The sequence below is a fragment of the Collimonas arenae genome, assembly GCF_000786695.1.
GTDB classification, from domain to species: Bacteria; Pseudomonadota; Gammaproteobacteria; order Burkholderiales; family Burkholderiaceae_D; genus Collimonas; species Collimonas arenae_A.
Map to the genome: position 1 here is coordinate 231,868 of NZ_CP009962.1, position 14,837 is coordinate 246,704.

A 14,837-nucleotide genomic window follows, 5' to 3' on the forward strand; every position below is an offset into this window, starting at 1 on the left:
GAACAACCGTAGCGAGCTTACGTATTACCAATGCTGAAAATTAAATTGGAATGGACATGTGCATGATGAAAAATATACTTCTATATTTTCCTTTATTTATATTGGCTGCTTGTGCGAACCCTCGTCCGGTATCACCATCTTCGTTAAGCAATATCGGAGAAGAAAAACTCAACGCTTTGTTCGCTGAAAGACTTAATTACATTCAGAATCAAGGTGGCCCATACATAAACGATGAAGACATTCAACGACAAACGAAGCTTCTTTTTTGGTTTGTCGATGATACTTACTGTCCACATTGTCCGAGAACTCCCCGAGCGACGGAAGATCAGGAAATTAGAAACGCGAAGGATGTTCAAGCTAAGGCCGAAGGCGGCGATCCTCTTAGCCAGTACTTCTTAGCAGTCCGTTATTTGGAAGGCAAGGGTATTTTACAAAATTCGAAGCAAGGTGTTTTTTGGATGGAAAAGGCCGCTTTAAATGGAAGTGGTGATGCAGCGTACGACCTTGGCCAAATGTATGACCGCGGATTGCATGTACCTGTTTCAAAACGAAATGCGGTGAAATTCTATGAAATCAGCATCAAGAATAATGCGTTGAATAGAACAGCAAAATACCGGCTAGGAGAAATGTATGAGTACGGTATCGGTGTTTCCGAAGACTTTTCTCAAGCAATGGATTGGTATAAAAAATCAGATGAATCCAATGGACTTATTTTGCCAAATGGATATCAACGAGCCGAATTTAGCATTGGTAGATTGTATGCTCAGGGGAAAGGCTTGCCGAAAAACTATGCCGAAGCCTCAGAGTGGTTCCTAAAAGCGTCAGATTATGGCAAGGGATATGGCGGAATGGTTGGTGAAGCACAATGTGCGTTGGCCATAATGTATTCAACTGGGTTGGGCGTAAAGCTCGACAATGAGCAAGCGGAATTCTGGCTTCGTCGACCGAATACCCTATCATATTGTCATTCACTGATGCTGGACCATACTTAACGATTTCTGTCGCCAAGTCATTGCATCACAGACTTGCCATGGTCCGCCGTCGGCCAGAATCGGTCGGATGAGTGCTTTTCTCATAGCGATAGTTGATTCATGGTGGATATTATTCCTTCTGCATTGGTATCCTGTTAATTTTCAGTGAAATCATGGCGCACCAACCCTTCTATTAAGGCTCCATATGAGGCACATCCTATTTGCAGCTATCTTCTCTTTTTATGGCGCTGACGCAATTGCCGCGACCGCAATTCCTACCGATCTTGCGGGCATCTGGGCAACTGAGGGTACCGAGTTCAGTGGGGAGACACTGATGAAAGGGCAAGCCCTTTATCTCGATACTGACGGTATGGGGGCAAGTATTGGGGGTGATGGAAAAGCCGTCGCGGGAGTTCAAGTTGTAGTCACTTCATACAGCCCGAGTACCAATAGCTTAGGCCTTGATTTCACAGAAAACGGCAAGGTCGTTATCAGTGGCACTATGACCTACGATCCAATCCAAAGAGTTATCTTCTCCCCGACGGATTCAAAGCAGCACTACTTGCGCCGCTTTGACGCACTGTCAGCCGAGACCAGGAAATCTCTCGGTCTTGAAGCAAGAGAAAAATAAGCACTTTGTAGTTTGACGTTGAATGCCCAGTTGAATCCACAGTCGTTTACGGCCGTTCGCATCAAACACAACGACTCAATTCTAATCTGAACTAATACAGTTGAATCCTAATGCCAAGTCCAGGAATTGACGGTCAGATCACACATACACAAGTCGTGTAGCCAATTTGTAACAGACCGCGCAAGCGCACGAAGTACTGATATATTGACGCGAGGAAATAAGCACCCTCATTTATTTTTTAGCCCGCCGTTGGCCATGCCGGCGGCGGCCTTTAGCGACTTATCGGAGTTCTCTTTATGCGTGGTGTGATGAAGCATGGTTTGACTTTGTTATGTATTTTGACACCGCTGGCTGCCAGCGCCGGCGATACCCTCGGCAAGATCCGCGATAGCCAGACCATCACCTTCGCCTACCGCGAAACCGCACCGTTTTCCTATACCGATGAAAACAAGCAGATCGTCGGTTATTCCATCGACATGTGCCTGAAAATCGCCGATGCAGTCAAGCGCGAACTGAAGCTGCCCAATCTCAAAGTGGCGTATGTGCCGGTCGATTCCACTACCCGTTTTTCCAGCGTCATCGATGGCAAGGCGGACATGGAATGCGGCTCCACTACCAATAATGCCGAGCGCCGCACCCGTGTCGGTTTCACTGTGCCGAACTTCTTTTCCAGCGTGCGCATGATCGTCAAGAAGGGCAGCGACATCAAGAACTGGTCGGACCTGCGCGGCAAAACCATCGTCATTACCAAGAGCACCACCACCATCGATCTGGTCAACGATCGCAGCAATGTGCGTTCGCTGAACATCAAGGTGCTGGAAGCCAAGGACGACGCCGAATCGTTTTCCTTCGTTGAGCAGGGCAAGGCCGATGCCTACGCCATGGACGATGTGCTGCTATACAGTTTGCGTGCAACCGCGAAGACGCCGTCCGACTTTACCGTGCTGGGTGATCCGCTCTCGATCGAACAGTATTCGCTGATGTTCCGCAAAGACGATCCGGCCTTCAAGCAACTGGTGGACAAGGAGATGGTGCGGATGATCAACGAGGGTGATTTCCAGAAGATCTACAGTTCCTGGTTCACCCAGCCGCACGGCTCCAAGAAGGTCAACATGAGCATGCCGATGGGTTATCTGCTGCGCGATTCGCTGCTTTATCCGTCGGACAAGACAGCTCAGTAAGTGCGAGACGAAAAAAATACCGGGTGCAGCTTGCGCCCGGTATTCTGAATTACCGCAGGCGCTGTTATTTCGGCGCAGGCGGCGTCGGCAGGTTCATCAGCCTGATCATCATCTTTTCAAATGCGGGCACATTGACTTCGCGCACCACGGTGCTTACCTGGGCAATCAAGCCGGGCGGCGCGTAGGCTGCGGGCCAGGACAGGGTGTTGCCGTAGCCGGCCCCGAAGTCGGTATCGATGCTGACATGCAACTGGTCGGACTTTCTGATCAGTGTCGGGTCCAGCCACACCGCGGTAGCCAGCTCATCCCATAACGGAAAACCGGTCTCGGTATTTTTCTTCACCAGTTGCGCCAGCGGCGTATCGGCCTTGGTCATGTCGCTCAGCAGTTTCTTGCTCAGTTCGGTTGCGGTGGAGGGATCGGCCGGCACCATGACGATATGTTTCCACGGCGCGCGCAAGGCGATTTTGGCCGCTTCCGGATCCCAACGGAAATTGAATTCCAGCCGTGGCGAGTTGATGTATTCGCGCGCAAACTGTTCGGCCGATTTGGATGGCAGCACCTGGTGCGGATTCAGGCTGCCGCCCATATAGACGATTTCCTTCGCGGTGGCGGCAAAGCTCGGGTCGAGGCTGATCGCCAGCGCCACATTGGTCATCGGGCCGGTTGCCAGAATCGTCACCTGTCCCGGAAATTCATGGACTTTCCTGATCATGAAATTGGCGGCGATTTCTGCCGATGGCTTGGTATGCGGCATGCCTTCGGAAATCTGCGGCACGACATCGTGTGCATGGTAGTTGGGCTGGCTCTGGATGGTGCCGTCCGGCCATTTCTCATCCGTCCAGGCGCCCTTGTAATACAGCTTGCCGTACAGTGCTTCCCAACGGCGCGTGGTTTCCTGGGTGTTCAGCAAAGGAAAGGTCGATCCGGGAATCACCGGAATATCGCTGCGGCCGATGACTTCCAGCGTACGCAGCGCATGCGCGATATTTTCATCGCGCCAGGTCGAGCCGCTGACGATGGTAATCCCCAGCACTTCCACATCTGGCGACTGGATCGCCATCAGTTGCGCCGCACGCGGGCCACCGATGTCGTCGTCGATGATGACCTTGCGTTTGCCTTCAGCCTGCGCGGCTACCGCAACGCCCAGCATGAATATCGCAGGCAGCAGCTTGCGCTGCATGAACTTGGCTTTCATAAATCGCTTTCAAATAGTTAGGACTTACGCAAAATTCCGCCAGCGGCGTTATGCCTCCTGGCTGTACCTTCGTACTATCTTCGTCGGCATGCCTTACTGGCGAAATTTTGCGTAAGTCCTAATAGTGTAAGAAGACATGCAGACCGGGCCGGGACAGCACAACCCCACCCGACCCGGCCTGCAATGTTCATGATCAGAAGTTGGAACGGAACTGCACGCCAAACATGCGCGGCTCGTTGATGAAGGCAGTCAGGTTGTCGAAATCGATACCGCCCACCGCCACCGTCTTGTTGGTGATGTTTCGCGCAAACGCTGCGATTTCATATTTGTCGCCATCCCATTTGTAGCCGGCGCGCAAGCCGCCTTCCAGCAAAGGCTTGCCGGTAAACTCGGTGGAGTTGTACAGGAAGAAGTTGATCTTGCTGCGGTAGGCCCAGTCGGTGTAGAAGTACAGTTCGTCGTTGTTGCCCAGCGGGATACCGTAGCGCGCAGTGATGTTGGCGATCCACTTGGGCGCCTGCGGCAAGGGATTGCCGTCGATCGAATACAAGCCCGGCCGTACCTGGGTATTGAGCATGGTGCAGGCGGCGCAGCCCGCCACCAGCAGGTTCGGATCGCGGATCTGGGTGAAGTTGTAGCTGCCGCCGAAAGTCATGCGCAGGTGCTCAGTCAGATTGGCTTCCAGATCCAGCTCTGCGCCGTGGCCGACGCTTTTGGCGGCGTTGACCAGCATGATCGAATTGGACGCGCCGCCCACCGCGGTCAGCTGCTGGTTCTTGACGTCGAAGGTATAGACGCTGAAGTTGGCACGGGCGCGGCGGTTGAACAGATCGGCCTTGATCCCGGCTTCATAAGAGGTAATGGTTTCGGCATTGGCGACAGTGATCGGGACCGAGGAAGAGGGTGCCGCAATACTCGGCGCACGGAAACCGGTGGCTACCCGCGCATAGGTTGTGATGTCATTGTTCAGTGCATAGTTGGCGCTGAGGTCCCAGCTGACGTTCGATTTGCTCTCGCTGATCGAGCTTGGGCCGGTGAAGGTCACGTTGTTGGCGACCTCGTTGTTGAAGTCCTTCTTGTCCTCGGTATACCGCAAGCCGCCGCGCAGTTTGAAGCGGTCGTTGACGTCATAGGTCAGCGAGCCGAATGCCGCATAGGCGGTATTCTTCTGGCGATTCTGCAGATAACTGGTTTGCTGCTGCGTATTGCTGTCGAAGTTGGAGCTGTTGCCGGCTACGTTCTCGTAGAAATAGTACAAGCCGGTTTGCCAGTTGAGCGGCCCGTCGTTCTTCGATTCGACCCGGAACTCTTGCGAAAACTGTTTGTGATCGGCGATGCCGCCGCCGGTCTGTACCTGGAACGGAATGAAGCCCGGGCCGGTTGGCGTGCCGCCATCGATATCGCCGCGGCTGAAATAGCTGGAAATGGTTTCATAGCCGGTGATCGAATACAGCTTGACCTGGTCCAGGTTCCACGACAGTCGCGCGCTGCCGCCGGCGGTGTGCAGCGATTGCGTGTTCATCGCATTGGTGGTGACGGTACCCGGATCGAAACCGGCGACGAAACCGTCGCTGCCCTTCTGCAGGATGTTCGCGCGGAACAATTGCGCGTTACCTTCCGAGGCGCGCGAATGCAGGTTGAACAAGGCATTGAACGTGCCGTCCGGTTTGTACAGGAATTGCAGCCGTCCTGCGCGTTCGTTGTAGCCGCCCATGCTGCCGGTCGGGCCGCCGCCGTTGTTGGTGATCCAGTCGTCGCGATGCTCCACCAATGTGGAGAAGCGCATCGCCCACTGGTCGCTGAGCGGCACATTGACCGCCGCCTCGACGTTGGCGGTGTTGAAGGTACCGTCGGAGACGCTGTAATAACCCGATACCTTATCCAGGCTAGGCTTCGCCGAATCGAACTTCACCACCCCGGCCGGCGTATTGCGGCCGAACAGCGTGCCTTGCGGGCCGCGCAACACTTCCACGCCGGCCATGTCGAACATCGGGAAGCCTTTGAGCGCGGCGTTTTCCTGCACCACGTCGTCGTATATCAGGGATACCGGCTGTGAGGCAAAGGCGGAAAAATCGGTATTGCCGTAGCCGCGGATATAAAAGCGCGGAAAGGTGCGGCCGTTCGACGATTCGATGTTCAGGCTCGGTACCTTGGCCGCCAGCACCCGGATATCCTGGCCGCCGGAGTTAAGGACATCAAGCGTCTCGCCCTTGAGCAGGGTCACGGAGATCGGCACATCCTTGATTTTTTCGACCTTGCGTTGCGCGGTCACGGTCATGGTTTCCAGCTGCAGGGACGATGTATCCTGAGGCGTCGCCGGGGTGGCCGAGGTAGCAGTTGTTGCCGCCGGCGCCGCGCTGCCGGCCGTCTGCGCGATGGCAGCGCCGAATGGCAAGGCGACTCCCAGTGTCAGCATCATCTTGTGTGCGCAACGCATGTGGGCGCGTGCCCTCGCTTTTTTTCCCATTTTTCCCATCCCTCTTGTGTCGACGTTGATATCCGAAAAATCTGAACCTGCTTGTTTTTGTTATGCCCGCTGCGTGAATCGTGTGCAGGTCAAAGACCGTCATGACAGCGCGGCGTCTGATCCGAACGGATACCCACAACGCAAAGACCGTGCCAGAATTTTTCCTGGCAGGAAGAAGAGAGAAAAATGGTATGTCTATTTGTATCGGAATATATTGTATACATCCGGAAAACCGTTTTTCGTGCGAAAAACAACTTGCAGGGATGATAAGTATGGTTGGCGAGAAGAGCGCCGTGCGCGGCAAAAAATAACGCCATCTATTGGTGAGCGTCGCGCCAAAGTAGGGAAGGCGGGATGTTGCAAGAACCGGATTAGTGCGCGTGCGTGCTTCAAAATGGCGACATTTCGGAATAATTTGTATACACTTTCTGACAGCTGGGACGGGCGTAGTTGTGCCCTAAGATAGGTCCCGGAAACGCGGGGCTTGCTCAGGCAAGATCGAGTATTTCCGCCAGGTCGACTTCGTGTTCGTCGTCGCTAAGACGCAGGGCGCGTTCGATATCGAGCAGATGCTGGTTCATCATCGCTATCGCCTTTGTGGCGTCGCCGTCGGCGATGGCGTCGATCAGTTCTTCATGCTCGTGGTTCGGGCAGGGAGTCTTGTTGGGCGCCTGGTACAGGGCGATGATCAGGGAGCAGCGCGAGACCAGCTCGCGCAGGAAGCGGGTCAGGACCGGATTGCCGGCTGTCTCGGACAACAGGATATGGAACTCGCCGCCAAGGCGTATCCATTTGGGGTGGTCGCCGCTATGAAAGGACGCATGTTCTTCTTTGACGATTTGGCGCAGCCGGGCAATCTGGGCGCGCGTCGCATGCTCCGCCGCCAGCGGCACGATGGCGGCTTCAATGGCGCGCCGCGCCGCGAAAATCTCGCGAGTTTCCTGCGGCGTCGGCTGCGCAATGATGGCGCCGCGGTTCGGCCGCAATTCAAGGATATGATCGTGCGCCAGGCGCTGGATGGCCTTGCGCACGATCGTCCGGCTGACGGCAAACAGTTCGCACAGGCTGGCCTCGGTCAGCTTGGTGCCCGGCGGCAGGCGTTGGCTCATGACTGCCTTCAGCACCGAATCGTAGATTTTTTGATCGACAACGCCGCTGCCCCGGGTTGAAGCGGGTCTGGCCGAAGCGGGGGTGACGGGCTTTTTTTTCATGGGCTTTGTTTTCATTTTCTGATTACCAGTCTGCTGTCATGCTACCGCAAATTATCGCTGCCATCATCGCAGCAGACACAGGCCGAACTCTTAGCGGCCGTTACAAAATCAAGCTGGCGTTGTTGCTTCTCCTGGCCATCTTGATTTTGCAACAGCCTCTTAGGCAGGAAACGCGCCAGGCAAGATCAGCAGTGGCAGGGCGAGTCTGGCATGCAGTTTGCTTTTGCAGTAGCTTTATGTCGGCAAAACATTATTTGTAATGCGCCGATAAGCCGCTGAGTGATGTAGCATGTTGCTTGCCTTGCGTTTCCCTGCGCCGGGGCTGGTGAGCGCAACAATGCTGGCGTTATTTTGCAACGGTCTTTCATTGACAGGCAGAAGAAGTGACTTCAACCATACCGCGTCTGCAAATCGCCCATATCCGCAAAGCCTATCCCGGCGTGCTGGCGAACGACGACATCAATCTCTCCGTCGCACCCGGCGAAATCCATGCCGTGCTGGGAGAAAACGGCGCCGGCAAATCAACCCTGATGAAAATCATCTTCGGCACCGTCAAGCCGGACGCCGGCGAGATTTTCTGGAACGGCGAACTGGCCCACATCGCCAATCCACACATTGCGCGCCAGCTTGGCATCGCCATGGTGTTCCAGCATTTTTCCCTGTTCGATACGCTCACCGTCGCTGAAAACATTGCGCTCGGCCTGGCCTCCAACGTCAGCATGCTGCAACTGGTGACACAAATCCGCCAGACCGGCGACAAATATGGGCTGGAGCTGGAACCGCATCGCCACGTGCATACCCTGTCGGTCGGCGAGCGGCAACGAGTGGAAATCGTGCGCGCCTTGCTGACCAATCCGCAGTTGCTGATCCTCGATGAACCGACGTCAGTGCTGACGCCGCAGGCGGTAGAAAGATTGTTCGTCACCTTGCGCAAGCTGGCCGCCGAAGGCTGCAGCATTTTATATATCAGCCACAAGCTCGATGAGATCCGCGCCTTGTGCCACAGCGCCACCGTCATGCGCAACGGCAAAGTCACCGGCATCTGCGATCCGCGCAATGAAACCAGCGCCGGCCTGTCGCGCATGATGATCGGCGATGAGCTGGTGCGCCTGCAACGCGAACGCAATCCCGATTCGCTGCGCAGTGAGCGCAAGCTGCATATCAACCGTTTAAGCCTGCCGAAAGCCCATCTGTTCGCAATGGAACTGAAAGATATCGAATGCGAAGTGCGCGCCGGTGAAATCGTCGGCATTGCCGGTGTGTCCGGCAATGGCCAGCAAGAGCTGCTGGCGGCGCTCTCCGGCGAAGACCAGCGCGCCGCGCCTAATATGGTGATGCTGGCGGGTCGTGCAGCCGGCCAGCTGGCGCCCAATCCGCGCCGTGCGCTCGGCCTTGGGCTGGTGCCGGAAGAACGGCTGGGACGCGGCGCAGTGCCGACCCTGGCGCTGGCCGCCAATATGCTGCTGTCGCACCAGAAACCGCCCTATGTTAAACACGGCATGATCGATTTCGCTTACGCCCGCAAGAGCGCGGCGTCCATCATCGACCGCTTCAAGGTGAAAGCCAGCGGCCCGGATGCGCTGGCCAAGAGCCTGTCCGGCGGCAATTTGCAAAAATTCATCGTCGGCCGCGAGCTGGAGCGCAAGCCTGGCGTCTTCATCGTGGCGCAGCCGACCTGGGGCGTGGACGTTGGCGCGGCGGCGCAGATCCATGCCGAAATTCTCGCCCTCAAACAGGAAGGCTGCGCGGTGTTGATTATTTCCGAAGAACTGGATGAGCTGTTCGCGCTATGCGATCGCCTGCACGTGATCGCCAAGGGCAAGCTGTCGCCATCGATTGCAATCGAGCAGGCTACGCGAGAACAAGTCGGCTTGTGGATGAGTGGTTTGTGGCAGGATACAGCGGAGGCCGCGCATGCATAATCTGTGGCCGTGGAAACTGGAGCTGCGCGGCACGCCGTCGCGCGCCATGACGTATTTGTCGCCGCTGATTGCGATCGTGCTGACCATGTTGCTGGGCGCGTTATTGTTTGCCGCGTTAGGCAAGGATCCGCTGGCCGGTCTCAAGGTATTCCTGATCGATCCTTTTAACGGCAAGCGCGCCATCAGCGAGCTGCTGCTGAAAGCCACCCCGCTGATACTCTGCGCACTCGGCCTGGCGGTATGCTTCCGCGCGAATATCTGGAACATCGGCGCCGAAGGCCAGTTCACCGTCGGCGCATTGTTCTCTGGCGCCATGCTGGTATTCCTTGACGTGCCTAACCATGCGATACCGGGCAGCGTCGGCCTGGTCCTGATGGTACTCGCCGGTATCGTCGGCGGCGCCTTCTGGGCCAGTATCACGGCCTCGTTGCGCGACCGTTTCAACGCCAATGAAATCCTGGTCTCGCTGATGCTGACCTATGTCGCTCAGCTGCTGCTGATGTATGCGGTGAACGGGCCCTTGAAAGATCCGAACGGCATGAATTTCCCGCAATCGAAAGTGTTCTCCGACGAATTCATGCTGCCGATGCTGCTGAGCGGTACGCGCTTGCACATCGGTTTCGCCGTGACCTTGATACTGGCGGCGGTGATGACGGTGTTCATGACACGCAGCTTCCGCGGCTTTTCGCTGATGGTCGGTGGCGTCGCACCGCATGCGGCGCGTTATGCCGGTTTTTCCAGCCGCAGCGCCTTGTGGGTATCGCTGCTGATTTCCGGCGGCTTTGCCGGTCTGGCCGGAGCCTTTGAAATCGCCGGGCCGATCGGCCAGCTGCTGCCGTCGGTGTCGCCCGGCTATGGCTTTGCCGCCATTATCGTCGCCTTTATCGGCCGCCTGCATCCGGTCGGCGCGGTATTGGGCGGGCTGGTGATGTCGCTGCTGTATCTGGGCGGCGAACTGGCGCAATCGCGGCTCGGCCTGCCATCGGCGATCACCGGCGTGTTCCAGGGCATGCTGCTGTTCTTGCTGCTGGCGAGCGATACGCTGATCAATTACCGCTTGCGCCGGAAAGCGAGGATTTGACATGGAACAGTTAGCTTCACTGATTGCGGCTTCGATCAATGCCGGCACGCCCTTGCTGCTGGCAGCGCTCGGCTTGCTGATCAACGAACGCGCCGGCGTTCTCAATCTCGGCGCGGAGGGCATGATGCTGGTCGCCGCCATCGCCGGTTTTGCGGTCGGCTACAGCACCCACAGCCCGATGCTCGGTTTTCTCGCCGGCGCGCTCAGCGGCGTGCTGATGGCGGCGCTGTTTTCCTGGCTGGCGCTGGTGCTGGCGACCAACCAGGTCGCCACCGGCCTGGCCTTGTCGATTTTCGGCACAGGGCTTTCCGCTTTCCTCGGGCAGAGCCTGGTAGGCCTTGGCCTGCCGGCGCAAGCGATGGGGATTCCCTATCTCAAGGACATCCCCTTTATCGGCCCGGCCTTGTTCCAGCAGCACTGGATGAGCTATCTCGCCCTGCTGCTGTGCGGCGCCATTGCCTGGTTTATTTACCGCACCCGCGCCGGCCTGGTCTTGCGCGCCATTGGTGAATCGCCGGAATCGGCGCATGCGCTGGGTTATCCGGTGCGCTGGATACGCTTTGCCGCCTTGCTGTTCGGCGGCGCCTGCTGCGGCCTCGCCGGCGCCTATCTCTCGCTGGTGTATACGCCCATGTGGGTAGAGGGCCTGGTATCCGGCCGTGGATGGATCGCGCTGGCGTTGACCGCCTTCGCCACCTGGCGGCCGCTGCGTGTGCTGCTTGGCGCGCTGCTGTTCGGCGGCGTGACGATCTTGCAGTTTTACCTGCAAGGCATGGGAGTGAGCATTCCGTCGCAGGTGCTGTCGATGGCGCCGTATGTGGCCACCATCGTGGTGCTGGCGCTGATTTCGCGCAATCCGGACTGGATCCGTTTGAACATGCCGGCATCGCTGGGCAAGCCGTTCAAGCCGGATGCAAGTTGAGTATTGAAGTGTATTTCTAAAAGCGCCGTCATCCCCGCGAACGCGGGGATCCAGGTTACTGATGACAATGGATTCCCGCGTTCGCGGGAACGACGAGCCGAGAGTTATTCGAGCTATCCGAATACTTAGTAATAAAACTGAATAGAAGATTTGATAACAGACCGACCAACCATCAACACAGAGGGAGATAAGCAATGAAAATAGCACGCAGGGCATCACTCGCAATGCTCGTCGCACTGACAGCCGCCACGCTGATCGGTTGTGGCAAGAAGGAAGAAGCGGCCGCGCCGGCGGCAGCCGTTGCACCGGCAGCAGCGCCGGCCAAGGCCGATCCGCTGAAAGTGGCTTTTGTCTATATCGGCCCGGTCGGCGATGCCGGTTGGACCTTCGCCCACGACAAGGGCCGCAAGGCGGTCGATGAAAAATTCGGCGACAAGGTGAAAACCACTTTTGTCGAAAACGTTCCTGAATCGGCAGCCGATGCAGAGCGCGTGTTCCGCCAGCTGGCTGTCGACGGCAACAAGCTGATCTTCGGCACCAGCTTCGGTTATATGGAAGCGATGCTCAAGGTCGCCAAGGAATTCCCGGACGTCAAATTCGAGCACGCCACCGGTTTCAAGACTGCCGACAATCTGGCGCAATACGACGTCCGCACCTATGAAGGCGCTTACCTGGCCGGCGTGGTCGCCGGCAAGATCAGCAAATCAGGCAAGCTGGGCGTGGTTGGCTCGGTACCGATTCCTGAGGTGATCCGCAACATCGATGCCTTCACCCTCGGCGCGCGTTCGGTCAATCCGAAGGCCACCACGCGTGTGGTGTGGGTCAACAAGTGGTTCGATCCGGGCAAGGAGCGCGAAGCCGCCACCACGCTGATCGGCCAGGGCGTCGATGTGCTGATGCAGAACACCGACTCCGCCGCCGTGGTCCAGACCGCGCAGGAAAAAGGCGTGGCCGCCTTCGGCTGGGATAGCGACATGACCAGCTTCGGCGCGAAAGCGCATCAGGCGGCATCGATGATCAACTGGGGCGTCTACTACGACAAACGCGTCGGCCAGGTGCTCGACGGCACCTGGAAAACCGATACCAGCTGGCTCGGCCTGAAAGACGACGGCATCGATCTCGGCGCCTTCAACCCAAGCTTGCCGGATGACGTCAAGGCGCTGGTGGCGGAACGCAAGAAAGCCATCATCGACGGCAGCGCGCCAATCTGGAAAGGCCCGGTCATCGACAACACCGGCAAGGAACAGGTGGCCAAGGATGCGGTCGCCGATGACGCCTTCCTGCACGGCATCAAGTTCTACGTGCAAGGCGTGGAAGGCAAAGTGCCGGGCTGAAGATAGTCAGTTGTGCGGAGCGGCCTGTCCGCTCCGCGCTTCCTGTACAGAACGGAGGGCAACATGAAATCCGCCGCTATCTGGAGCCGGGGCCGATCGTCCTGGTCAGCTCCAGGTGGAAAAAACAAGTCAACATCATGACGCTGGGCTGGCAAACGATGATGGAGTTCTCGCCATCGCTGGTCGGCTGCACTATCGCCGGCGGCAATTTCAGCTTCGACCTGATCCGCAACAGCCGGGAATGCGTAATCAATATCCCTTCCGCGAAACTGGTCGACAAGGTGGTCGGCATCGGCAACTGCTCCGGCAGCGAAATCGACAAATTCCAGGAATTCCAGCTGACCCCGGTCAAAGCCAGCAAGGTGAAAGCGCCGATGATCCAGGAGTGCTTTGCCAGCCTGGAATGCAAGCTGGCCGACGACAGCCTGATCGATAAATACAATTTCTTCATCTTTGAAGTGGTCAAAGCGCATCTCGCGCCCACCCCCAAACATCCGCAGACGCTGCACTACGCCGGCAACGGCGAATTCATGGTGTCAGGCAAGCGCATAAGCCGCCGCGCCGGGTTTCGCCCGGAGTACTTGTAACAAGACAGGCCAAGAATTAAATATGTTCTGGATGTTGTGATTAGACAACGAGTAAGCACGAGGCTCGTTGCTATACTCGATTTTCTTTCAATTTTCATATCGAGACGCACATGCCTGATCAGGACCCGACGTCGAAATCTGCGGGGCGCGCCAAGTCGCCCAATATTGCCAGCCTGACCAGCGCCATGGTGGAAGATACCGCCAGCATCCTGCAGCAAAGCGGTGAACTGCAACCCGGCTCCGGCATCATCACCAGCGTGATCGCACTCAGCCTCGGCTTCCTCAGCCTGCTCGGCGTGCTGGCGTTCCACTACCCGCAATACCTGACCACACCTGAGCTGCGCCACGTCTATTCCGTCAGCCTGATGCGTCAGATACTGTTCGGCGCATTGCTGGTCGCCGGTATCCTGTCGCTGGCGAACATCCTGTTCGGCCGCCACCGCTCCCTGAATTTTTCCGCGCTGCTGATGGTGCTGGTCGCGGTGGCGTGGGGTGGCTCCAAGGTCGCCGTCGGCGATTTCCCTGACCACACGCCCTACATCGGCCTCGACTGGTTCATCATCGATCTGCTCGGCTCGACCCTGATCTTTGTGCTGATTGAAAAGTTGTTCCCGCTCTATCGCAAGCAAGCCATCTTCCGTTTCGAGTGGCAGACCGACCTGGTGCATTTTGCCGTCAACCATTTCATCATCGGCTTGGCGCTGCTGGTGGTCAACGTCATGATCCACCGCGTATTCGGCTGGATGGTGCACGCAGATTTCCAGAACACCGTCGCCGCCATCAGCTTCATTCCGCAACTGCTGCTGTGCATGCTGGTCGCCGACCTGATGGAATACGGCGCCCATCGCGCCTATCACGAGGTTCCTTTCCTGTGGCGCTTCCACTCGGTGCATCACAGCGTCAAGACCATGGACTGGCTGGCCGGTTCGCGCCAGCACATCCTCGAACTGATCTGCACCCGGGTACTGGTGCTAGGCCCGCTGTTCGTACTCGGCTTCGACAAATCGGTTGTCAACGCCTACATCATCGTCGTCGGCTTCCAGGCAGTGTTCAACCATTCCAACGTACACCTGCCATGGGGGCCGCTGCGCTATATTTTCGTCACGCCCGATTTCCATCACTGGCACCATTCGTCGGAAGATGAAGCCATCGACAAGAACTACGCCGCGCACTTTGCCTTCATCGATTATTTTCTCGGTACTGCGGTCAAGGTGGGGCGTGCGTTTCCGGAGAAATACGGTGTGGTCGGCGATTACATGCCGGATGGGTTTATCCGGCAGCAGGCTTTTCCGTTTCGCAAGCAGAAGATAGATTAAGTCGTCATAGAAAACC

At 57.0% G+C, this 14,837-nt stretch carries 12 protein-coding genes; 9 read left to right on the forward strand and 3 right to left on the reverse strand.

The features are described from left to right. Window positions 1–62 precede the first annotated feature (62 nt). From LT85_RS01040 to LT85_RS01050, 3 genes are all read left to right on the forward strand, one after another. On the forward strand, window positions 63–992 hold the full coding sequence (locus LT85_RS01040) for a tetratricopeptide repeat protein (RefSeq protein ID WP_172656927.1): 930 nt from the start codon (window positions 63–65) through the stop codon (window positions 990–992). Between the two features lie 184 nt (window positions 993–1,176). Continuing rightward, the gene (locus tag LT85_RS01045; RefSeq protein WP_038484226.1) at window positions 1,177–1,602 is read left to right on the forward strand and encodes a hypothetical protein; all 426 of its coding nucleotides are present in this window, start codon (window positions 1,177–1,179) and stop codon (window positions 1,600–1,602) included. Window positions 1,603–1,898: 296 nt separating this feature from the next. Beyond that, the gene (locus tag LT85_RS01050) at window positions 1,899–2,783 is read left to right on the forward strand and encodes an amino acid ABC transporter substrate-binding protein (protein WP_038484228.1); all 885 of its coding nucleotides are present in this window, start codon (window positions 1,899–1,901) and stop codon (window positions 2,781–2,783) included. 64 nt (window positions 2,784–2,847) lie between these two features. Here LT85_RS01050 and LT85_RS01055 read toward each other — a convergent pair whose 3' ends face one another. The 3 genes from LT85_RS01055 to LT85_RS01065 form a co-directional block, all read right to left on the reverse strand. Next, a complete protein-coding gene (locus tag LT85_RS01055) occupies window positions 2,848–3,981 on the reverse strand; it encodes a nucleoside hydrolase (RefSeq protein WP_216595038.1) in 1,134 nt (377 codons plus the stop codon). Between the two features lie 193 nt (window positions 3,982–4,174). Then, entirely contained in the window at window positions 4,175–6,448 is a 2,274-nt protein-coding gene (locus LT85_RS01060; protein WP_081991892.1) for a TonB-dependent receptor, read from the reverse strand. 488 nt (window positions 6,449–6,936) lie between these two features. Further along, window positions 6,937–7,659: a GntR family transcriptional regulator gene (locus LT85_RS01065; protein ID WP_038484231.1), complete on the reverse strand. Its 723-nt coding sequence runs from the start codon at window positions 7,657–7,659 to the stop codon at window positions 6,937–6,939. A gap of 383 nt (window positions 7,660–8,042) precedes the next feature. Between LT85_RS01065 and LT85_RS01070 the strand changes: the two genes are divergently transcribed. From LT85_RS01070 to LT85_RS01095, 6 genes are all read left to right on the forward strand, one after another. Next, on the forward strand, window positions 8,043–9,581 hold the full coding sequence (locus LT85_RS01070) for an ABC transporter ATP-binding protein (protein WP_038484234.1): 1,539 nt from the start codon (window positions 8,043–8,045) through the stop codon (window positions 9,579–9,581). Beyond that, a complete protein-coding gene (locus LT85_RS01075) occupies window positions 9,574–10,662 on the forward strand; it encodes an ABC transporter permease (protein ID WP_038484237.1) in 1,089 nt (362 codons plus the stop codon). Before LT85_RS01070 ends, LT85_RS01075 begins: the two co-directional genes overlap by 8 nt. A gap of 1 nt (window position 10,663) precedes the next feature. Then, entirely contained in the window at window positions 10,664–11,584 is a 921-nt protein-coding gene (locus LT85_RS01080; RefSeq protein WP_038484240.1) for an ABC transporter permease, read from the forward strand. Window positions 11,585–11,778: 194 nt separating this feature from the next. Continuing rightward, window positions 11,779–12,918, forward strand: a complete 1,140-nt coding sequence (locus LT85_RS01085) for a BMP family ABC transporter substrate-binding protein (protein WP_038484243.1) — start codon at window positions 11,779–11,781, stop codon at window positions 12,916–12,918. Between the two features lie 68 nt (window positions 12,919–12,986). Further along, window positions 12,987–13,505, forward strand: a complete 519-nt coding sequence (locus tag LT85_RS01090) for a flavin reductase family protein (RefSeq protein ID WP_038484246.1) — start codon at window positions 12,987–12,989, stop codon at window positions 13,503–13,505. Window positions 13,506–13,690: 185 nt separating this feature from the next. Beyond that, window positions 13,691–14,821 carry a sterol desaturase family protein gene (locus LT85_RS01095; protein ID WP_038494656.1) on the forward strand — a complete coding sequence of 377 codons (1,131 nt, stop codon included), beginning with the start codon at window positions 13,691–13,693 and terminating at the stop codon, window positions 14,819–14,821. The last annotated feature ends 16 nt before the right edge of the window (window positions 14,822–14,837 follow it).